The sequence below is a fragment of the Pseudomonas sp. GW821-FHT11D10 genome (genome assembly GCF_058808435.1).
Genome location: NZ_JBXARR010000001.1, coordinates 1,066,852 through 1,088,071 on the forward strand (window position 1 = coordinate 1,066,852; position 21,220 = coordinate 1,088,071).

The window sequence follows — 21,220 nt, forward strand, 5'->3', positions numbered from 1 at the left end:
CGGACTTTTGTCAGGAGCAGGCAATGAATGAGCAATCAGGGCCGGTCGCGGTCATTACCGGTGCCGCCAGCGGCATCGGCCGCGGGCTGGCCGAGCATGCGACGAAACTGGGGATGCGCCTGGTATTGGCCGATCTCGATGGGTTGCGGCTGGAAAAGCTTTGCGAAGAACTGCGAAGCGGCGGAACGCAGGCAGTCGCCTGTGTCACCGATGTCGGCGATCTGGAACAGGTGGAGCGTTTGCGCGATGTCGCCCTCGATCACTTTGGCGGGGTCGATCTGCTGTTCAACAATGCCGGGGTGATGCAGACCGGCCACAGCTGGGAAATCACCGCGCAGCAATGGCAACGGATGCTCGACGTCAACCTCAGTGGGGTCATCAACGGCATTCGCTGTTTCGTGCCGCTGTTTCTGCGTCAGGGCCGCGCGGCCCATGTGATCAACACCGCTTCACTGGCCGGTCTGCTCAGCAGTCCGTTGATGGCGCCTTACAACGTGACCAAGCAGGCGGTGGTGGCGCTGTCGGAAACCCTGCACTACGAATTGACCCAGCTCGGTGCGCCCGTGTCGGTTTCAGTCGTGTGTCCGGGGCCGGTGGCCAGTGAAATCATGGCCTCCAACCAGGTGGTGGACGGCGCCGGTTCGTCCTTCAGCCAATTGCTCGACAACAGCATTCGTCAGGGCATGACACCCGCACAACTGGCAGAGCAAGTGTTCGCCGCCATCGCCGAAAAGCGCTTCTGGGTCTTTCCCCACAAAGGCTTCAAAGTGGCGCTGCAGCGCCGGGTGCAGAGCATCCTGGAAGAGTCCAACCCACAATTCAAAATGTCCGATGTAGAGGAAGATGCCCATGCCGCTCGATAAACAGATCGCGCTGATACTCCAGCAATTCAGCGACCTGCCGGCACCCGATTACAGCCAGCTCGATGCCGCACACTATCGGCAGTTCTGCGACAACATGCAGCCGGCGATACCGGGCGTGCCGATGGCTGAAGTGCGCAACTTGCGGGTCGAAGGTGCGGTGGGCGAACTGGATGCGCGTCTGTATCGGCCGTCGGAAGAGAGCAATCTGCCGTTGCTGGTGTATTTCCATGGCGGCGGTTTCGTCGTCGGCAACCTCGACACCCACGACAACCTGTGCCGTTCGCTGGCCCACCTGACTGACGCCGTGGTGGTGTCGGTGGCCTATCGGCTGGCGCCGGAGCACCCGTTCCCGGCCGCGCCTCTGGATTGTTACCGGGCGACCTGCTGGCTGGTGGAACACGCGGCGCAACTGGGCGTCGATGGCAGTCGGCTCGCGGTGGCGGGCGACAGCGCTGGCGGCAATCTGGCGCTGGCGGTCAGTCAGTTGGCGGAGCAACGGCAAGGGCCGAAAATCCGCTATCAATGCCTGTTCTATCCGGTCACCGACGCCGGTTGCGACAGCCATTCCTACCGGGAATTTGCCGATGGCTTCTTCCTCACCGGCGCGATGATGAATTGGTTCTGGCAGCAGTATTTACAGGAAGACGGGCAGGGCGATGATCCGCTGGCTTCGCCATTGCGCGCCGGTAGCGTGGCGCATTTGCCGCCGACGACCCTGATCACCGCCGAATTCGACCCGCTGCGCGACGAAGGCGAGGCGTTCGCCGAGCGTCTGCGTCAAGCCGAAGTCCCCGTGCGGGTGCAGCGTTGTGAAGGGATGATTCACGGTTTTATCAGCATGGCGCCGTTTGTCGAGGGCGCTGCCCAGGTGTTGTCCGAAGCCGCTGCCGATCTGCGCGAGGCGCTGCAATGAGTCTGGTGTTCGACAGCGTGCCGCAACTGCTCGAAGCCATCGCGGCGGGGCAGATGGTGGTCATCACCGATGACGAAAACAACGCCGAAGGCTCACTGCTGATGGCCGCCGAGCGGGCCGGTGCCGAAGCAGTGACGTTCATGGCGGTGCAGGCGCGCGGTTTGATCTGCCTGGCACTGACCGAACAGCGTTGTCGCGAGCTGGGGCTGGACCTGATGGTGCCGCATTCGCGGGCCCAGCATGGCGTGGGCTTTACCCGGTCGATCGAGGCGGCTACCGGTGTGTCCACTGGGATCAGCGCGGCCGACCGGGCGCGCTCGATCCAGGTGGCGGTCGACCCGGCCAGCGGCCCGGCGGATCTGGTGCAACCGGGGCATATCTTTCCGGTGCAGGCCTTGCCCGGTGGCGTCATGCAGCGGGCCGGACATGTCGAGGCCGCGTGTGACCTGACCCGTCTCGCAGGCTTGCAACCGGCGGCGACGCTGGTGGGGATTCTCGACGAGGACGGCGAACTGGCTCGTGGCGAGCAGTTGCACGAATTCGCCCGCCGCCATGGCCTGCGCATCGGCAGCATTGCCGAGCTGATTCACTACCGCATTCTTCACGAAGGCACGATCGAGCGCGGCGAGGCCTATCCCTTGCTGACCCGCCACGGCGAGTTTCAGGTGACGGCTTATCAGGACACTTATCAAGGCGCGTTGCATCTGGCACTGGTCAAAGGCCGGATCGACAGCGCTCAACCGGTGTTGGTGCGGGTGCAAGGCATCGAAACCCTGCGCGATGCACTTGGATGTGAAAGCGAAAATGGACCACAGCAATGGACCCTTGAACGTTCGCTGGCGTGTATCGCGGCGGCCGGCAACGGCGTGCTGGTTTTATTGGCGCAGAAGGAAACCGCTGAAGGTGTGCTTGAGCAATTGCGCCAACGCAGCGGCGGAAAATCGCGGCCGCCGCATTTTCCGCACCGTACGCTGGGCATTGGCGCGCAGATCCTGCGCGATCAGAACGTGCGCAAGATGCGTCTGATGAGTTCGCCGGTGCCCTACAAAGCGGTGTCGGGATTCGATCTCGAAGTCACCGAGTTCATCCCTTTCCAGCCCGCCGTCTGAAACCGTTCAACCCCTGCGGGTGAATACCTGCAGGGGTTGTGTCGGTTCAAGGCTGGATGCTTTTGAGCATTTTCTTCGCCTGATCCTGCACCGCCTGCGGCGCGCTCATATTGCCGGCGATCACCGTGATCACTGCATGCCCTTGCCACAGCTGATACGCATCGGCCTGTTGCTGAGTGGCCGTGGGTGTCGGCGGTGCAACCAGGTTGACGTGAACCGTACCGTCGGCGCCGCGCTGGGAGGTGAAGTTCACCCGGTCCCAATTGCCGATCGGGGCAAAGCTCACGCCTTTGACCTGATTGGCAGGCAACGCCGGGTAATTGAGGTTCAGCCCGTTGACGCCCGGCAGCCCGAGCACATTCAGTTTGCAGTTGTGTTTGGCGCAGCTCCGATGGGCCTGTTCGATGACTTTCACTGCAAACTTCGCCGTGTCGTCCATGGCGCCCAGGGTCTTGCGGTAGCCGGCCTGCTGGTCGCGCATGATCAGGTCCATGTCGATGGCCGTCGATACCGCCACCGCCGGAACGCCCTTGAACATGGCCCGAATCGCAGCGTTGAGGGTGCCGGACATCTGCGTCAGCGGGCCGACGTTTTCACCGAAGTTGATGCCCGACACCACCAGATCCGGCGGGGTGTCCTTAAGCAACACATCCAGCCCGACGTTGACCGCATCCACCGGGGTGCCGATGGCCGAAGTCTTGCCGGTCGGCGCGGTGTAGCCCTCGGGCGGGCCGACGCAGAATCTGCCGGGCGCAAGCTCGGTCACTGCCAACGCCTGACCGGGCACCACAACACTGGCGGCGCTGATGCCGCTGCTGTCGTTCAGCGGGCCGACCAGGGTCACGGTGTGCCCGGCGGCGGTCAGTGCGCGGTACATCGCGTCGATGCCGGGGGCGCGGCAGCCGTCGTCGTTGGTCAGCAGAATGTTCAGGGCGCTGGCCTGCATCGACAAACCGAGGCCGGCCACGGCAAGGCCCGCAGTGAGTAATCTGTTCATGGGCAGTTTCCGTCAAAAGTACAAAGTGAAAAAAGCACAACGCCCCGACCGAATGAATCGGTCAGGGCGTCATGGGTTCAGCGGGTTCCGAGTTTGCGCAGGTTGCCAGGGGTGAATTCGTCTTCGGAGAAGGCGGTGGCATTCAGCTTCGCAGGCTTCTGATCGACCAGCAGACGGTCAACCAGATAGGAGCCGGCAATCAAGTCATGGTAGATGCCGAGGCGGGCGTGGTAGCGCTCGATGTCGTAGGCATAGATCGAGGTCTGCATGTTGGTGCGCCACAACTGGCCACGGGAATCGTAGTTATCGGCCATGGTTGCGGACCAGGTGTCTTCGTCGAGGTACAACACGCGTTTGGCATAGACGTGGCGGGCGCCTTCCTTGAGCGTTGCCTGCAGCACCCAGACCCGGTGTTTTTCGTAACGCATGTACTGCGGATCGACGTGGCCGGTGGTCGAGAGGATCTGGTCGGCCGTCACGCTCGGGTCGTCGATCTTGTAGTTGTGATACGGAATGTAGAGTTCCTTTTTGCCGACGATGGTCCAGTTGTAGCGGTCCGGCGCACCGTTGAACAAACGGTCTTCGTCGTACACCCGGAAGCCGCCGGCACCGGTCGGCGAATCATAGCCGACGGTAGGCGCACGACGAACACGGCGTTGGCCGGGGCTGTACTGCCAGGCCTGACGCGGCGAGGCCGTCGGGTTGATGAACTCGTGACCGACCACGATTTCACCTTTCTTGCGCACCGGTTCCAGAGTGGTGATCAGGAAGTTGGTCAGGATGCCGTTGGCGCTGTCCAGGTTCTTGTCCGGGCTGGACCAGATCGAGAAGATTTTGTAATTGACCTCTTCGAGGACTTTTTCCTTGTTGGCGTACACCACGGCCTGGCCGTAGTTGGCCTCTTCGGTGTTGGCGCGCCCTTGCAGGGTGTGGTTGAACATCAACTCGCTGCCGTTTTTCGGAATCGGAAACGGCGAGGCGCCCCAGGCGTTTTTGGTGTCGTTGTTGTCGTTGTCGAGTTCGGCGGTCACCGCGTTTTTCTTGATCAGGTCTTCCAGACGCTGATCGGCGCGGAAGTCGCGATGGCTCGGGTACACCGGGATCTTGAAGGTGTCCGGGTAGCGTTTGAGCAGCGCTTTCTGGCCGTCGGACAGGTTCTCGGCGTACTTGTCCATGTTCTTCGAATCGATCACGAACAGCGGCTTTTCCGCCGCGTACGGGTCCGGATAAGGCGTGCCGGCGCCGGCAAACTTCAGACCCGGCGGCAGACCGCGCCACTTGCCGCTCCACGCCGGAATGCTGCCGTCGGCGTTGCCGGCCTTTTCGGCGCCCATCGGGGTCAGGTCCTGGCCCAGTCGCGCGGCTTCTTCGGGGCTGACCTTGGCGTAGGCCAGGCCACTGCCGAGCAGGCCGACGGTCAGCGCCGTGCTCAATAACGTTTGGGTGAATCGAGACATGCTGTGCTCCTCCGACAGGGGAATCAGAACCGGTATTTGAAGTTGAGGGCGACGTTGTCACGGTCGGCCAACGGGCTGTTGTTGGCGTTGCCCAGGTAGGCGTTGTAACGGGCTTCGACGGTGAAGTTGCCCAGATAGCGCCACGAGCTGCCGATGCTGGCGCGGTCGTCGCCTTCGCCCTGGTTGATCGAGCCGACAATCGAGCTGTCGCCGTGGGATGCGGTGCTGTAAGTGATCGGCAAGGACATGTCCCAACCGCTGAACACGTCGTTGTAGTCGAAGCTGACTTGCGCGGTATAACCCCAGGCTTCGCGGTCGTAGACCAGGCTGTCGGTGCCCGGCAACGTGAAGCCCGGCGCCAGGGTCACGGGTGCCGACTTGTCGTTGCTGATCACGGTGTTGTAGACGACCTCGCCGGTCAGGGTGGTGTTGTCGGCGAACGAGGTCGGGCCGAGCACGTAGATCATCGACGACTGCGCTTGCATCGTTTTGCCGCGTACCGCGCTGGAGAAACCGTTGTTGACCATCACCGGCGCGCCGTCGCGGAAGCTGACTTCACCGGCCCAGCTGACGTCGCCGATCACCGTGGAGAAACTGGCGCCGAACAGGTCGATGTTGTCGAAGTACACCGCACGGTAGCGACCGAGTTCGGACTGGAAGTCCAGCGACGGCGTCTTGTCGTGATAACGCGAGTAGTAAATGCCGAACTCGGTGTTGTTCAGCGACTCGGCGGCGTAGGTGAAGGCCACGCCGTACTGGCCCTGATTGCTCGGCTTGTCGTTGGCCAGGCGCGTGACGAAACCGCTGGCGTCGTTGTAGCCGCCCTCGTCGATGTAGTCGGTGGTGGAGAAGTAGCTGCCGACCCCGAACAACTGGGTCTTTTCCCATTTGTATTGGTAGTAGGCCTGGATATCGAGGCTGTCGGTCAGGCTGAACTGGGTGAACAGTTGCCCAACTGGCAGGAGGATTTCCTTGACCTCGACACCCGGCGTGGTCGATTTGGTCGCGTCCACCGGACTTTGCGCCGCAGAGATGCCGGGGTAGAACAGGCTTTCACCCCAGCTCACCACCTGATTACCCAGCCGCGCATTGAGGTTGTGCCCGCCCAGATCCCAGGTGCCATAGGCGTAGTAATCGAGCATGCGCAGTTCGTTACGATGCTGATCGATGGTGTCCTGGGAGAAACGATCCGGCCGGTTGCAATGACCGCCGGTAAAGCAGTTCGAGGTGCCGGTGTTGTTGTCGTTGTCCTGATCGTAGACGTTGTCGTAGAAGCCCGTGGCCCGCACGAACACGCCGTAATCGTCCTGCCATTTGATGTTGGCTTCGGTGAGGAAACCGGCGCGGTTGTTGATCAGGCTGCCTTTGGAAAACGCATTGTCGCCGTCATTGCCATCGGCGTTGGCGGTCAACTTGTGATCGCGGCCTTCGGTGCGCCAGGCGAGGCTGTAGGTCAGCGTGGTGTCCCAGTCGACGCTCAGATCTTCGCTCGGCTGGAAGGTCATCGCGCTGGCCTGGCTGCCCAGTCCACCGGCCAGCAACAACACGGCCAGCTGTACGCGAGGGTGTAGCGATTGTGGGGCGATTATTGTTTTTATCATGTCGTCCTCATGCCCAGGTCGGACCTGCCCGACCTGCATTTCAGGGGGGAAGTGGTGCCGTGGGCGACTATGCGGTCAGGCACAGGGCGCAACATCGTCCAAGCGGACTAAGCGATTTGCACGGGGCGATTTGCACAGGATCGGAGGGCACAAGCCTTAGTCCCATCGGACGATGACCACCCGGCACACGCGCCCAACAATCCCGAGACCGACTGCGCCGGACGAAGATCCGGCCAGCGGTTTTTGCCTTGAAGGCGCTGAGCAAAGGGTGATCGCATGAAAGCTGCCGAGATCAAATGGGATGAGTGCTGCGATGTGCTGGTGGTGGGTTCCGGAGCAGGCGGCATGACCGCGGCGCTGCGCGCTCACGACCTGGGACTGAACGTGTTGCTGATCGAGAAGAGCAACGAATACGGCGGCACCTCGGCGGTGTCCGGTGGCGGCATCTGGATCCCCGGCAACCACCGGATCGAGGCCCTGGGCGGCAGTGACAGCGACGCCGAAGCGATTGCCTATATCCGCGCAGTGACCCACGGCGAGATCGACGACGGGCGCATCGAAGCCTACGTCGAGCACGGCAAGCAAATGGTTGAATACCTCGAACAAAAGACCCGTGTGCGCTTCGAGGCCCAGGCGCGTTACGCCGATTACTACCCGGAAGTCGAAGGCGGCAAACCCGGCTATCGCTCCATGGACCCGCAACCGTTCGACGCTGCCGAGCTGGGTGACGAGTTTCTGCGCATGCGTGCGCCATCCCCCGGCACGTTGATGATGGGGCGCATGGCGATGACCATGAAAGAGGCGCAGGTGTTGCTGTGTCGTGGCCCCGGCTGGTTGCGCCTGACGCTGAAGGTCATGTGGCGTTACTGGCGCGACCGCGAGGGCCGGCGTCTGTCGAAGCGCGATCGTTACCTGACTCTGGGCAATGCCTTGATCGGCGCCTTGCGCTGTTCGTTGCAGGATCGCGGCAAATCGTTGTGGCTGAACTGTGGGCTGGAAGAACTGCTGATTGTCGGCGACCGGGTTGGCGGTGCGCGGGTCTGTCGCGAAGGGCAACGTCTGAACGTCAAGGCGCGCTACGGCGTGATCATCGCCGCCGGCGGTTTCGAACGTAATCAAGAGATGCGCACGCGGTATCTGCCGCAACCCTCGCTGACCAGCTGGAGCGCCACGCCGCCGCACAATACCGGCGACGGCATTCGCGCAGGGCAAGCCATCGGCGCGCGCACTGCGCTGATGGAACACAGCTGGTGGGCGCCGACCACCCATGTTCGCGACGAGGAAAAACAACGGGCGATGTTCGTCGAGCGAACGTTGCCCGGTTGCGTATTGGTCAACTCGGCGGGCGAGCGCTTCGTCAACGAGGCCGCGCCCTACACCGATATCGTCGAGGCGATGTACGCCAACAACCGCGAAGGTGCGGTCAGCGTGCCGTGCTGGATGGTGTTCGATGCCGAATTTCGCCGTAAATACCCGTGCGGCGCGCTGTTGCCGGGGTATGCCCAGCGTGACTGGCAACTGCCCGAACACCTGCGTGACTACTTTTTCAAGGCGCCGGATCTGCAAACCCTGGCGGCGAACATCGGAGTCGATGTGGCCGGGCTGCTGCGAACCGTGCAGCGTTTCAACGGCATGGCGGTGCGCGGCTATGACGAAGACTTCCACAAGGGTGAGTCGTTGTTCGACCGCTATTACGGCGATCCCCATGTAAGGCCCAATCCGTGTCTGGCGCCGTTGTTCAAAGGGCCGTTCTATGCCGTGCGTATCGATGCCGGCGACATCGGCACCAAGGGCGGTTTGCTCACCGATGTTCACGCCCGCGTCCTGCACGAGGACGGCAAACCGATCAAGGGCCTGTACGCCATCGGCAACAGTGCGGCGTCGATGATGGGTCGCACCTATCCGGGAGCCGGTTCCACCATCGGCCCGGCGATGACCTTCGGTTACCTGGCGGCCAATCACATCCATCGTCAGAGCCAGAAAAGCGGCTCGCTGATCAGTCAGTTCGGGAGCGTCAAATGAATCGGCAAGTTGCAGTGGTGACCGGCGCCAGTCGCGGTGTCGGCCATGGTATTGCCCTGGCACTCGGTGCGGCGGGCATGCGGGTTTACGTCACCGGGCGTGCGCCGGAATCGGCAGGCGCGCATCTGTACGGGCAGGCCTTGAACAGCTCGCTGGCCGACACGGCCGCCGCAATTACAGCGGCGGGCGGAGAGGGCGTCGCGGTGGTCTGTGATCATGCCGATGATGGGCAGGTGGCGGCGCTGTTTGCCCAAGTCGAACGAGAATGCGGGCGGCTGGATCTGCTGGTGAACAATGCCGCGTTCATTCATGACCAGTTGATCGAACCGGGGCCGTTCTGGGAGAAGCCGCTGGACCTGGTGCGCATCCTCGACGTCGGCCTTCGCTCGGCGTATATCGCCAGTTACCACGCCGCGCCGCTGTTGTTGAACAGCGCACAGGGGCTGATCTGCTTTACCTCGTCATTTGGCGGCGGTTGCTACATGCACGGCCCGGCGTACGGTGCGCAAAAGGCCGGTTGCGACAAACTGGCAGCGGACATGGCCATCGATTTCGAGGACTGTGGCGTGGCGGCGTTATCGCTGTGGCTCGGGCCACAATTGACCGAGCGCACGCGAATTGCCGGCGAACAGCATGGCGAGCAGTACCAGGCTTTTCTGGCGCACGCCGAAACCCCGCAATTCAATGGCCGGGTGATTCACGCCTTGCTCAATGATCCGCAGTTGATGGCGCTCTCGGGGCAGACGGTGATCACCGCCGAAATTGCCGCCGGTTACGGCATCAGTGAAGACGGCGGTCGTCAGCCGCCGTCCCATCGCGCCCTGCTGGGCGACCCGCGCCAACAACATCCGGCCCGGGTGATTTGAAGGTCATTCCCCCAGTGGATTTCCACTGGGGGAGGGAAGTCAGCTCAACGCCCACTCGCGCAACACATTCTTGGTCACCTTGCCCGCCGCGTTCAGCGGCATGCTCTCCAGCACCTGCACCCGGCGTGGCACCTTGTAGTTGGCCATTTGCTCACGGCACCAGGCGAGTAATCGGGTCTGCTCGATCTCGACACCCGGCGCCGGCAGCAGAAAAGCCATGGCCACTTCGCCCAGACGCTCATCCGGAATGCCGATCACCGCCACCTGCGCCACGCCGGGATAGCCCAGCAGGCAGTGTTCGATTTCCGCCGGATAAACGTTAAAGCCGCCGGTGATGAACATGTCCTTGAGGCGATCGGTGATGCGCAGGTAACCCTGTTCGTCGAGCACGCCGATGTCGCCGGTGTGCAGCCAGCCGTCAGCATCGAGGACTTCCTGACTGGCCTGCGGATCATTGAAATAACCCTGCATCAGGTTGTAGCCGCGCACCTGGATTTCGCCGGGGACATTCACCGGTTGGCTGCGACCGTTGGCGCCGATGCAGCGCACTTCCACCCCGGGCATGGCCCGGCCGCTGGTGGACGCGAGCAATTCCAGCGAATCTCCCGGCCGGCAGATCGTCGCAAAACCGCAGGTTTCGGTGAGGCCGTAAGCGGTGACGATGGTGGCAAAACCCAGTTCATCGCGCATGCGGCGGATCATCTCCACCGGAATCGTCGCAGCGCCGGTGACGGCAATGCGCAGGGACGTCAGGTCGAACGCATCACGCTGCGGGTGGGCGAGCAAGGATTGATAAAGGGTCGGTGGGCCGGGCAGCACGGTGATCCGCTCGCGCTGCACGCATTCGAGCACCGCCTGCACGTCGAAGATCTGCTGCGGCACGATGGTGCAGCCGCGCATCAGCGCCGCCAGCCAGCCGGCCTTGTAACCGAACGAATGGAAGAACGGATTGACGATCAGGTAGCGATCGCCCTCGCGCAAACCGACCACTTCACTCCAGTCGCGCACCACGCGCAGGGATTGCCCGTGGCTGCTCATCACGCCTTTCGGTTTGCCGGTGGTGCCCGAGGTGAACAGCAGGTCGGAGAGGTCTTGCGGGTCGAGAGCCTGTTCGCGTGTTTGCAGAGTTTGCGGTGATACATCGCTGGCCAGCGCCAGAAACGCGTCCCAGCTCAGCGCGCTTGAGTCATCGCTGCGCAAGGTGACGATGTGGCGCAGCGCCGGCAGGTCTTCGGCGGCGAGCATGCGCGGATAGTCGGCGCCAAGGAACTCGCCGATGGCAAACAGCACGCAGGCGCCGCTCTGACGGAGGATGAAACCGGCTTCGCTGCCTTTCATGCGCGTATTGAGCGGCACCAGTGCGGCGCCGACGCTTTGCAGCGCACCGGCAGCGACAATCCATTCCCAGATATTCGGCGCCCAGATCGCCACGCGGTCACCGGGCTGGACGTTCAACGCCAACAGCGCCCGGGCAGCCTGAGCGCGCAGTTGATCGAGTTGCCGGTAGCTGATCGAGCGTCCGTCATCCTCGATGGCCGGGCGGTCGCCATAGTGGCGGGCAGCGTTGGCGAACAGTTGGACGATGGTCAGTGCGTTTTCGACAGGCAGCATGGGGCCTCCTCGGCCAGAGGACAGGTGCGGAAGAAAGGGGTGTGCCGGGCAGGCGCCCGGCAAGGCAAATCAGGCGGCGGGCGGGGCGAAGCGGCGGCCGGCGGAGAAACCGCCGTCCACGGCGATCATCTGGCCGCTGACAAAGGACGCTTCGTCCGAGGCCAGGAACAGGGCGACATTGGCCACTTCTTCCGGCTGCCCGGAGCGATTGAGCATGTGTTGCGAGGCGAAGAAGGCGTGGAAGGCTTCGTGTTCGCGGACCATGCTGGTCATCGGGGTTTCGATCAGGCCCGGGCACAGGCCGTTGACGCGAATATTGGCGTACCCGAAGTCGATCGCCATCGAGCGCGTCAGCTGGTTGATGCCGCCCTTGGACACGTTGTACGCAACGTTGCCGTCGCAACCCTGGAGGCCGAAGATCGAGCCGATGTTGATGATCGAACCGCTGCGCCGGGGCTCCATCGACGCCAACGCATATTTGCTGGTGAGCATGGTGCCGGTCAGGTTGATGTCCAGCACCCGCTGCCAGTTGGCGGTGCTGGTCTGGGTGACGCTGCCCTGGTCGGCCACGCCTGCCGCGTTGACCAGCACGTCGATGTGGCCGAAGTGATTGACGACTTCCTGCATGACCTGTTGCACCTGCGCTTCATCGCGCACGTCCAGGGTCATGAACAGGCCCGGAAAATCCGCCGGGGCGTTGCCGATGTCCAGGCCGACAACCTGCGCGCCTTCGGCGGCAAAGCGCCGCACGCAGGCCAGGCCGATCCCCGATGCGCCGCCGGTAACCACCGCGACCTTGTTTTGCAAACGAGCCATAACTGCACCTCTTTTATTGTTTTTGGGCCAATGGGCTGGCCGAGTCTAACTGCAGATCGCGCCTGGGAGATCGTCCGTTGAGACTATTCCCGACCGCCGCTCAATCCGGGAACTTCAAGCGCACCCGCGCACCGGCCGGGCGGCTTTGGCAGGCCAGGGTCCAGCCTTCGGCCAGTTCTCTGGGGCTGAGCACGTCGTTGCGGGCCATCCGGGTTTCGCCTTCCTCGACGACGCACATGCAGGCGCCGCAAAAACCTTCTTCGCAGGAGGAGGGCACGTCGAGGCCGGCGGCCTTGCAGCTTTGCAGCAGGGTGTCGCCGGGCTGACAGGCAATTTCGTGTGATTGACCGTCGAGCACGACTACCAGCGATTCGCAGTGCGAGCCGAGGGCGGCTTGCCGGGCGGCGGCTTCTTCAGCCAGCAATTCGTCGGGATCGGGCGGCGAAACGAAGCGTTCGACGTGGATGCGTTCAGCGGCTTCACCAAGTTCCAGCAAGGTTCGTTCGACGGTGTCCATGAACGGCCCCGGGCCGCAGATGAAGTAATCGCCGCCGGCAGAACCTTTCAGCAAATGCCGCACCTGGGCGGCGGTCAGAAAACCTTGCACCGAGTCGAGCGCATGTACCACTTGCAGTTGTTCCGGATGGGCCTGGGCCAGTTGGCGCAGCTCATCCTTGAAAATCACCGACGCTTCATCGCGATTGGCGTAGATCAATTTGATCGGCCGCCGGCTGCGTTGCAGCGTCGATTTGAGAATGGAAAACACCGGGGTGATGCCCGATCCGCCGCCGAACAGCACCAAGGGTTTGTCGTCATCCGGCTGATGCTCATCGAGGCAGAAATGCCCGGCCGGCGGCAGTACTTCCAGCCAGTCACCGACCTGCACCTCGTTCATCCGGTTCGACACCCGGCCGCCCTCGACCCGCTTCACCGTGACTTTCGGCAGCTCATCGGTCAGCGGCGAACTGGCCATGGAATAACAGCGGGTCAGCAGTTTGCCGGCACAGGGCACGCGAAACGTCAGGAACTGCCCCGGTCTGTAGCCAAAGCGCTCACGCAGGTCTGGCGGGATGTCCAGCACCAGCGAGCGCGCATCGGCGGTTTCGTCGATCACCGAGCAAACCTGCAAGGAATAGCTGGCTGCCGTGGCCTGGGCCGGTGTCAGGTTCTGTTGTTGCGTGCCCATGTTCACCTCGGCTTCAGAGCCCGCTGATCAGTTGGGCGTTGTCGACGCGGATCTCGGCACCGTTGACGAAACGCGACTCATCGGTGGCGAGAAACAGCACCACGTTGGCAATGTCGGCCGGCGCGCACATGCGGTTCATCGGGTCCTGGTCGAGGTCTTGCTGATTGACCGCCACGCCGCCGGTGAGGGCCTGGGTCATCGGCGTGTTGACGCCGTCCGGGTGTACGCTGTTGCAGCGAATGCGGTAACCCTGTTGTTTGCAATGCAGGGCAATCGAGCGGGTCATCGCAGCCACCGCGCCCTTGGATGCCGAGTAGGCACAGAACATCGGCATCGCGCCCAGTGCGGCCACCGAGGACATGTTGATGATCGAACCACCGCCGGTTTCCTTCATCGCCTGGATTGCGTACTTGCAGCCGAGGAAGTAGCCGTCGCCGTTGATTTTCTGCACCTTCTGCCACAGCTCCAGCGTGGTGTCTTCGATGCTGCCCAATGCCAGAATCGCGGCGTTGTTGACCAGCACGTCGAGGCGGCCGAAGTGTTCCAGGGTGGTTTTGATCACGTTCTGCCAGTCGCTTTCGCTGGTGATGTCGTGACGGATGAACAGCGCGTTGCTGCCGATTTGCGCGGCGACTTCACGGCCGGCGCTGTCGTTGAGATCGGTCAGCACCACCTTGGCGCCTTCGCGGGCCAGCAGCAGGGCGTCTTCGCGACCGATGCCGCTGGCGGCGCCGGTGATGATGCAGACTTTGCCTTCTACACGTTGCATTGTTGTTCTCCTGAGCGTGTGGTTTGAGCAGCAAGTTGTTCGGCCACATGGGCGGCGGCGCGCCGGCCTGAATAAATGCAATCGGCCAGGGACAGGCCCGAGACATACAGATTTGAAGCGACCCCGATCGCGTTGCGCCCGGCGCTGTACAGGCCGGTGATCGGCTGGTCGGCGTGGTTCAGCACCTGACCGCTGGTTTCGCAGACCTTCAGCCCGCCGAGGGTGATGACGGGGCAGGGGAAGAGGTGGCTGGCGAAGGACAGATCGAGGGCATACCACGGGCCTTGATCCATGTCGGCGAGCATCGCTTGCGACTTGCCGAACGGATCGACGATTTCTCCGCGAGCGGCGCAGCTGTAGGTATTCACGGTGCGTTGCAGGTTGTCGGGTGGTAATCCGCAGCGCCTGGCCAGATCAGCAAGACTGCGGCTGCGTCTGGCGTTGAACAGCAGATTGAGCAGCACCGGCAAACGCTGGAAGGCCCAGACTTTGCCGGGGCCGACCTGACGCAGCGCTTCGCGCACCAGCGCCCGGTCGAGAATCAGGATGGCGCGGCCTTCCTGTTCTTCCACCATCGCGTGGCCGAGGGTCGCGCCGTAGATCTCTTCGTTGGCGTAGCGCTCGCCGCGTGCATTGACGATCAGGCCGCGGGCCCAGGCCAGCGGCGGGTTGATGAAACGCCAGGCGCTGACTTTGTCCATCCGCGCCACACGGCCGCCGGCACTCTGGCCGAGGGCGATGCCGCTGCCGTTGCAACCGGTGGTGCCCAGCGGCAAACCCGGTAGATAACGCGGCGCATGCTGACCGACCCATTCGCGGTTGAAGATGAAACCGCCGCTGCTCAGCAATACGGCCTGGTCGGCGCGAATCAACTGGCGTTCGGCACTGGCGAGTTCGATACCCCGCAAGCGATTGCGCAGTCGATCCGCCACTGCCGGCGCGTACATGTGAATCGCCGTGGCCCAGCGCGACAACCGGGCATGTTGCCTCGCTGCACGACTGCCGATTGGCAACTGCCACGCTTCGACGCCCACCACCCGATCATTGGCATCGATTACCAGACGCCGGACTTCGCACTGGCTTTGCAGGCGTACCCCAAGGCGCAAGGCGCTGGCTTTCAGCGGCGCAAACAGGCTCGCGCCCGACAGGCCGGGGCCTTTGGTGCGATGCCCGCGCGGTGCCGGTTTGGCGATAGCGGCATAGGCCGGGACGGCTTCGTTGCCGGAGTAATAAAGGTAGAACCGGTCGCTCGGGTAGGACGTCTTGTGCGGCGGCACGCTGGATTCGAACGCCACGCCCTGGCGTTCGAGCCAGGCCAGTTGCTCGCAACTGCCTTCGCAGAATTCGCGCAGGGTCTGCGGGCTAACGGCTTCGCCGACTTCCTGACGCAGGTAGTTGAACATTGCGTCGCGGCTGTCTTCGTAACCGGCCTGACGCTGATACGGCGTGCCGCCCCCGGCATACACCACGCCGCCGCTGATGGCCGTGGCACCGCCGCCGGCGAAGCGATCCAGTGCCAGCACCGACAATCCGCGACTGGCCGCCTCGATCGCCGCGCAGGCGCCGGCGCCGCCAAAACCGACCACCAGCAAATCGCAGCGATCGTTCCAGTCCAACTGATCGGCGCTGTTCACGCGCAATGCCGACAACTGTTGTTGAGCGTCCATGGCCCGGCCTCAGCCCGCAGCAGCGAAGGCAGATGCCGGGTTGGCGGTGGTGGTGTAGCTGCCGTCGAGATAGACCAGCGGGGTAATGGTGTCGCTGGTGTGGATTTGCAGGATGCGCCCGATGAACACGGTGTGGGTGCCATAGCTGAAGTGCCCGTCCTGACGGCAAAGGATCGCCGACTGAGCGTCACTCAGGTACGGAATGCCGCCGGGGCTAGTCAGCCAGTTGCCCTGATCGAAGCGTGCCTCGCCCTTGATCGAACCGCTGCAGCGATGGGCCAGACCTTGTTGTTCGACGCCGAGGATGTTCACGCAGAAGTCCGCGCCGGTGGCCAGCGCCGCGTGGGAAGAGGCGGTCTTGTTCACGCAGATCAGCAGCGACGGCGGCTCGGTGCTGAGGGAGTCGACCGCTGTGGCGGCCATGGCGAAACGCTCGGAGCCGTTGCTGGTACTGATGATGGTGACTGACTTGGCCAGACGGCGCATGGCCTGGAGCATGTCGGCTTTCAGATTGACGTCGTTCATCGCACTCGTCCTGTGGTTGTACTGGAGTGCGATGGATTTTTGCGCTGGTGTGCCTGCGCAGCATCGTCCGAGGGGACTAGGCGTTTGGGTGGTCTGCGTACGTGCTTCGGGTCATCGTCGACATGGTCCGTTTGAGGGATGTCCGGCGCTTTTCACATTGTTTGAATGCCGCACAGGAGGCAGGCACCGCAAGTGCGGCACGTGCCTCGCTGCACGCGCGCCCCGGCGGACGGGGTGAACAATGGAGAACAATAAAAATGCTCAACCAAGACCTGATTCGCCAGCGTCTGAGCCAGCGTGCCCGCGAGCTGGTACCGATTCTGCGTGAGCGCGCCCTGGACGCCGCGCAAACCGGCCGGTTGCCGGAAGAGACCCTGAAGGATTTTCAGGACGCGGGGTTCTTTCGCATCCTGCAACCGGCACGCTGGGAAGGCTACGAGCTGGAACCCAAGGACTTTTTCGAAGTGCAGATGACCCTCGCCGAGGGCTGCATGTCGTCAGCCTGGGTGCTCGGCGTCGTGGCGATTCATAACTGGCAGATGGCGCTGTTCGATGACCGCGCGGCGCAGGATGTCTGGGGCAACGACTCCAGCGTGCTGATCTCTTCTTCCTATATGCCGGTGGGCAAGGTCGAACGGGTGGAGGGCGGTTTCAGGCTCAGCGGGCGCTGGGGGTTCTCGTCCGGCAGCAAGCATTGCGAGTGGGCGTTTCTCGGGGCGTTGGTACCGGCGGAAGAGGCCGGTGGTGCGCCGGATTACCGGACGTTCCTGGTGCCGCGCAGTGACTACCGGATCCTTGATAACTGGAATGTGATGGGGCTCGAAGCCACCGGCTCCCACGACATCCTGGTCGAGAACGCCTTCGTTCCTGAATACCGCACCCATCGGGCGTTCGACGGTTTCATGCAGAACAGCCCAGGGAATGCGGTGAACACCGCGCCGCTGTTTCGCCTGCCGTTTGGGCAGATCTTTGTGCGGGCGGTGTCGTCGGCGGCCATCGGTGCGCTGCAAGGCGCGGTGGATCAGTTTGTCGAACACAACCGCGCACGGGTCGGAGTCAACGACGGACGCAAAATGGTCCAGGACCCGGCCGCACAATCGGCGCTGGCCAACGCCATGGTCTGTGTCGACGAATGCAAGACCGTGCTCTATCGCAACTTCGCCTTGATGCTGGAGCGGGCACAAAAAGCCGAGCCGCTGAGCATGCCCGAGCGAGTGAAGATGCGTTACGACTCCGCGCTGGTCGCCGACAAGTGCGCGAAAGCGGTGGGCGAGCTGATGTTCAACAGCGGCGCCTCGACGATCTTCCGCAGCCACCCGATCAACCGCGCCTTCCGCGACATTCACACCGGTCGCGCCCACGTTGCCAACAGCCCGGCGAAGTACGCCTGGAACCTCGGTGCTGTGAGCATGGGCCAGGACAGCAACGACTTTTTCCTCTGAGAGCATTGCGCTGAATCGGCTAGTCCGTTTGCAGGATTCGAGCGCTGCGGCGATGCCCGAGCATTAGCGCGAAGGCGTGGTTCTCCGGCGCCGGCTGCGCATCCAACAAGTACAAGGATCAACCATGAAATTTTCCCTGATTTACGAAGCCCAGACGGTGGATTCCAGCCGTGAAGGCGATCGCAAGATTTTCGAAGACACCGTTGAACAGGCCGTGCTGGCCGACAAACTGGGTTTCGATACGTTCTGGTGCGTGGAGCACACGGCGCTGAGCAACTATTCGCACATGTCCGCGCCGGAAACCATGCTGGCGTTCGTCGCCGGTAAAACCGAGCGCATCGGCATCGGCCACGGCGTGGTCTGCCTGCCGCCGGCGATGAACCACCCGGTCAAAGTCGCCGAGCGCATCGCCACCCTTGACCTGTTGTCCAAGGGCCGGGTGCATTTCGGCGTCGGCAAGGGCGGCACCCAGCAGGAAGCCGGCACCTTCGGCTACGACCTGACGACGTTGCAGCCGCAGATCGACGAGATGATGTACCTGATCCCGAAAATGTTCGTGTTCGACGAAATCGAGCATCAGGGCGATTTTGTGCAGATCCCGAAACGGCCGATCCATCCCAAGCCTTACCAGGACCCGCACCCGCCGATGTACCTGGCCTGCACCAACACCGATTCGCTGAAAAAGGCTGGTAGTCGCGGAATGGGCGCGCTGGTGCTGGGCTTTGGCGGTCCGGAAGAGATCGCGAAGAAGGTCGAGGTTTATCACCAGGCCTGGGACAACCGTGACGTGAAACATCAGGTGGGCTTCCGTCCCAACCGTCACATCGCCGCGCTGTGCCCGGCGATCGTGCTGGAAAACAACGAAGAAGCGCGGCGCATCGGTATCCGTGGCCAGCGGTATTTCATGGAGTCGCTGGGTTACTGGTACGGCGGCGGCGAGCGTCCGGATCCGGAGAAATGGAAGGACGACACCTTCGTCGATGGCAACGGGCAGAGCGTGATCAAGTCGCGGTTTGCCTCGGAAGAGGTCAGCGTCGATTTCTCCGACCCGACCATGGCGATGATGAACCCGAACCATGCTTACGGCACTGTTGAGGATTGCATCGGCTATGTGCAGCGGCTGATCGATGCAGGTGCTGACGAGATTCTGTTTATCTGCCAGATGGGCACCGTGCCGCAGTGGGCGCAGCTGGAGACGTTGAAGAATATTGGCGAGAAGGTGATTCCGCATTTTCGTAAGGGTTGAAATTGATTGATCGTTCCCACGCTCTGCGTGGGAATGCCTCAATGGACGCTCTGCGTCCGCTGTTGAATGGGACGCGGAGCGTCCCGGGCTGCATTCCCACGCGGAGCGTGGGAACGATCATTCACGCCGCGCATAAGGTCTGGAACGGAATCCAGTCCCCATTTCCAACGGGTCCCCAAGGCCCGTTTTTTTATGCCTGCGTTGCGCATGTGCGCTAGTCCCATTGGACGATGTTTCCCCCCGGCGAACCCGTTTGAATAGGCCTCAATACAGTCTCCCCGGCAATCGCCGTCGGGCGGCTCGGCCTGAGAACAACGAGGAGTGCATCCATGGATATCCGTGGTCTGGGTTACGTCACCCTGTTATCCAGCGATCTGGCGCAATGGCGGCAGTACGCAAGTCAGGTGCTCGGCATGATGGTTGCCGGCAGCGATGACGATGAGCGCCTGTACCTGAAAATGGACGAGCGCCACCACCGGATTCTGGTGGAGAAAAGCACCGAAAACGGCTTCGGCGCCTGCGGTTGGGAAGTTTCCGGCAAAGCGGCACTTGAACAGGCTGTCAGCGAGCTGGAACGCGCCGATGTGCAAGTCACCCGTGGTACCGAGGCTCAGGCCCGGGACCGTAAAGTCCAGGAACTGGTGCACTTCAGCGATCCGGACGGCAATCGTCACGAACTGTTCTGGGGCCCGTTGCAGGACTTCGCGCGCTTCGTGTCGCCGGTCGGCGTGAAGGGTTTCGTCACCAATGAACTGGGCATGGGCCATGTGGTGCTGCCGGCGCCGAGCTTTGATCGTTGCCGGGATTTCTACGAGCAGGTGCTCGGTTTCGGCCTGTCGGACCTGATGAAAGTCCGCTTCACACCGGACCCGGCCGAACCGCAAAAACGCATTCACTTCCTGCACTGCAATAACGGCCGCCACCATTCACTGGCGATCTTCGAGTGCCCGATGCCCCACGGTTGCGTGCACATGATGGTCGAGGTCAACGCCCTGGATGAAGTCGGCCGGGCCCTCGACCGGGTGCAGGCCAACGGCGTGAAGATGTCCGCCACCCTCGGCCAGCACACCAACGACCAGATGATCTCGTTCTACATCAAGACCCCGTCCGGGTTTGACCTGGAGTACGGCTGCGATGGCCTGGTGGTCGATTGGGAGCAGCACACGCCTTTCGAAAGCACCGTGGTCAGCCACTGGGGCCATGACTTCAGTGTCGGTCGCCAATGAGGAATACGACGATGGACAAGCGAATGACCACGGCCGAAATGGTCGGCCAACTGCGTGACGGCATGACCATCGGCATCGGTGGCTGGGGCCCGCGACGCAAGCCCATGGCACTGGTGCGCGAGATTCTGCGCTCGGACCTCAAGGACCTGACCGTGGTCGCCTATGGCGGCGCGGATGTCGGCATGCTTTGCGCAGCCGGCAAGATCCGCAAACTGGTGTTTGCCTTCGTGTCGCTGGATTTCATTCCACTCGAACCGTACTTCCGCAAGGCACGCCAGGACGCGGCACTGCAAGTGATGGAAATCGACGAAGGCATGCTGTTGCTCGGTCTGCGTGCCGCTGCGATGAAGGTGCCGTTCATTCCTACGGCGGTGGGGCTGGGCACTGATGTGCTGCGGCACAACCCGCAGATCAAGTTGATCGACTCGCCCTATGCCGACAACAAGCAATGGGTCGCGATGCCGGCGCTCAAACTCGATGCGGCGTTGATTCACGTCGACCGTGCCGATGCGCGTGGCGTGTGCCAGATCAGCGGCCCCGATCACTACATGGATGACTTGCTCGTCCGGGCCGCGACCCACAGCTATGTGACGTGCGACGAACTGGTCGACAGCGACTACTTCCATGCCGATCCGGCGCGGGCGCATCAAGTGTTCTGGGAACGCAACCTGACCACCGCCGTGGCGCACGTGCCGGGCGGTGCGCACCCGTCTTCCTGCGCGCCGCTGTACGGCTTCGATGTCGCGCATTTCAAGGCCTACAACGCTTCGGCCCAGGTTGGCGAGGGCTGGCAGGACTACGTCCGCGCCTATGTCGACTGCACCCACGAACAGTATCTGGACAAGGTCGGCGGCCTGAACGCCATCCGCCAGCTCCCTCTGCCGGTCTACTAAGCGAGCCTTGA

The 21,220-nt window shown here is 62.7% G+C and carries 18 protein-coding genes; 9 read left to right on the forward strand and 9 right to left on the reverse strand.

Going from position 1 to position 21,220, the window contains the following annotated elements:
- The first annotated feature begins 23 nt into the window (after positions 1 to 23).
- From AC1RT4_RS05020 to AC1RT4_RS05030, 3 genes are read left to right on the forward strand one after another with little or no spacing between them, the layout of a single operon-like run.
- Positions 24 to 863 (forward strand): SDR family NAD(P)-dependent oxidoreductase, encoded by an 840-nt coding sequence (locus AC1RT4_RS05020; RefSeq protein ID WP_493083975.1) that lies wholly within the window; start codon positions 24 to 26, stop codon positions 861 to 863.
- Positions 850 to 1,776 carry a LipP1 family hormone-sensitive lipase gene (lipP1, locus tag AC1RT4_RS05025; RefSeq protein ID WP_493083977.1) on the forward strand — a complete coding sequence of 309 codons (927 nt, stop codon included), beginning with the start codon at positions 850 to 852 and terminating at the stop codon, positions 1,774 to 1,776. The genes AC1RT4_RS05020 and lipP1 overlap by 14 nt, the downstream gene beginning before the upstream one ends.
- Complete coding sequence (locus AC1RT4_RS05030) at positions 1,773 to 2,885, forward strand: 3,4-dihydroxy-2-butanone-4-phosphate synthase (RefSeq protein ID WP_493083979.1); 1,113 nt, start codon at positions 1,773 to 1,775, stop codon at positions 2,883 to 2,885. The genes lipP1 and AC1RT4_RS05030 overlap by 4 nt, the downstream gene beginning before the upstream one ends.
- Positions 2,886 to 2,931: 46 nt before the next feature.
- Here AC1RT4_RS05030 and surE read toward each other — a convergent pair whose 3' ends face one another.
- The 3 genes from surE to AC1RT4_RS05045 form a co-directional block, all read right to left on the reverse strand.
- Positions 2,932 to 3,882 carry a 5'/3'-nucleotidase SurE gene (gene surE, locus AC1RT4_RS05035; RefSeq protein ID WP_493083981.1) on the reverse strand — a complete coding sequence of 317 codons (951 nt, stop codon included), beginning with the start codon at positions 3,880 to 3,882 and terminating at the stop codon, positions 2,932 to 2,934.
- Between the two features lie 77 nt (positions 3,883 to 3,959).
- Positions 3,960 to 5,339, reverse strand: coding sequence for a DUF1329 domain-containing protein (locus AC1RT4_RS05040; RefSeq protein WP_493083983.1), 1,380 nt, complete (start codon positions 5,337 to 5,339; stop codon positions 3,960 to 3,962).
- Positions 5,340 to 5,362: 23 nt separating this feature from the next.
- The gene (locus AC1RT4_RS05045) at positions 5,363 to 6,940 is read right to left on the reverse strand and encodes a DUF1302 domain-containing protein (RefSeq protein ID WP_493083985.1); all 1,578 of its coding nucleotides are present in this window, start codon (positions 6,938 to 6,940) and stop codon (positions 5,363 to 5,365) included.
- Positions 6,941 to 7,216: 276 nt separating this feature from the next.
- On the opposite strand from AC1RT4_RS05045, the gene AC1RT4_RS05050 reads away from it, so the two are divergent.
- Entirely contained in the window at positions 7,217 to 8,962 is a 1,746-nt protein-coding gene (locus tag AC1RT4_RS05050; RefSeq protein WP_493083987.1) for an FAD-dependent oxidoreductase, read from the forward strand.
- Positions 8,959 to 9,828, forward strand: coding sequence for an SDR family NAD(P)-dependent oxidoreductase (locus AC1RT4_RS05055; RefSeq protein ID WP_493083989.1), 870 nt, complete (start codon positions 8,959 to 8,961; stop codon positions 9,826 to 9,828). The genes AC1RT4_RS05050 and AC1RT4_RS05055 overlap by 4 nt, the downstream gene beginning before the upstream one ends.
- Positions 9,829 to 9,867: 39 nt before the next feature.
- Here AC1RT4_RS05055 and AC1RT4_RS05060 read toward each other — a convergent pair whose 3' ends face one another.
- From AC1RT4_RS05060 to AC1RT4_RS05085, 6 genes are all read right to left on the reverse strand, one after another.
- The gene (locus tag AC1RT4_RS05060; protein ID WP_493083991.1) at positions 9,868 to 11,439 is read right to left on the reverse strand and encodes a FadD3 family acyl-CoA ligase; all 1,572 of its coding nucleotides are present in this window, start codon (positions 11,437 to 11,439) and stop codon (positions 9,868 to 9,870) included.
- Between the two features lie 69 nt (positions 11,440 to 11,508).
- Complete coding sequence (locus AC1RT4_RS05065; protein WP_085709913.1) at positions 11,509 to 12,255, reverse strand: SDR family NAD(P)-dependent oxidoreductase; 747 nt, start codon at positions 12,253 to 12,255, stop codon at positions 11,509 to 11,511.
- A gap of 100 nt (positions 12,256 to 12,355) precedes the next feature.
- Positions 12,356 to 13,441 carry a 2Fe-2S iron-sulfur cluster-binding protein gene (locus AC1RT4_RS05070; protein ID WP_493083994.1) on the reverse strand — a complete coding sequence of 362 codons (1,086 nt, stop codon included), beginning with the start codon at positions 13,439 to 13,441 and terminating at the stop codon, positions 12,356 to 12,358.
- A 13-nt stretch (positions 13,442 to 13,454) separates the two neighbouring features.
- Positions 13,455 to 14,210 carry a glucose 1-dehydrogenase gene (locus AC1RT4_RS05075; RefSeq protein WP_493083996.1) on the reverse strand — a complete coding sequence of 252 codons (756 nt, stop codon included), beginning with the start codon at positions 14,208 to 14,210 and terminating at the stop codon, positions 13,455 to 13,457.
- Positions 14,198 to 15,877 carry an FAD-binding protein gene (locus AC1RT4_RS05080; protein ID WP_493083998.1) on the reverse strand — a complete coding sequence of 560 codons (1,680 nt, stop codon included), beginning with the start codon at positions 15,875 to 15,877 and terminating at the stop codon, positions 14,198 to 14,200. Before AC1RT4_RS05080 ends, AC1RT4_RS05075 begins: the two co-directional genes overlap by 13 nt.
- A 9-nt stretch (positions 15,878 to 15,886) precedes the next feature.
- A complete protein-coding gene (locus tag AC1RT4_RS05085) occupies positions 15,887 to 16,402 on the reverse strand; it encodes a flavin reductase family protein (protein ID WP_096821402.1) in 516 nt (171 codons plus the stop codon).
- 257 nt (positions 16,403 to 16,659) lie between these two features.
- Here AC1RT4_RS05085 and AC1RT4_RS05090 point away from each other — a divergent pair, with 257 nt between their 5' ends.
- From AC1RT4_RS05090 to AC1RT4_RS05105, 4 genes are all read left to right on the forward strand, one after another.
- On the forward strand, positions 16,660 to 17,844 hold the full coding sequence (locus tag AC1RT4_RS05090) for an acyl-CoA dehydrogenase family protein (RefSeq protein WP_493084000.1): 1,185 nt from the start codon (positions 16,660 to 16,662) through the stop codon (positions 17,842 to 17,844).
- A gap of 124 nt (positions 17,845 to 17,968) precedes the next feature.
- Positions 17,969 to 19,090, forward strand: coding sequence for an LLM class flavin-dependent oxidoreductase (locus AC1RT4_RS05095; RefSeq protein WP_179694919.1), 1,122 nt, complete (start codon positions 17,969 to 17,971; stop codon positions 19,088 to 19,090).
- A gap of 329 nt (positions 19,091 to 19,419) precedes the next feature.
- The gene (locus AC1RT4_RS05100) at positions 19,420 to 20,316 is read left to right on the forward strand and encodes a VOC family protein (protein ID WP_493084002.1); all 897 of its coding nucleotides are present in this window, start codon (positions 19,420 to 19,422) and stop codon (positions 20,314 to 20,316) included.
- A gap of 11 nt (positions 20,317 to 20,327) precedes the next feature.
- Entirely contained in the window at positions 20,328 to 21,209 is an 882-nt protein-coding gene (locus AC1RT4_RS05105; RefSeq protein WP_493084004.1) for a CoA transferase subunit A, read from the forward strand.
- The last annotated feature ends 11 nt before the right edge of the window (positions 21,210 to 21,220 follow it).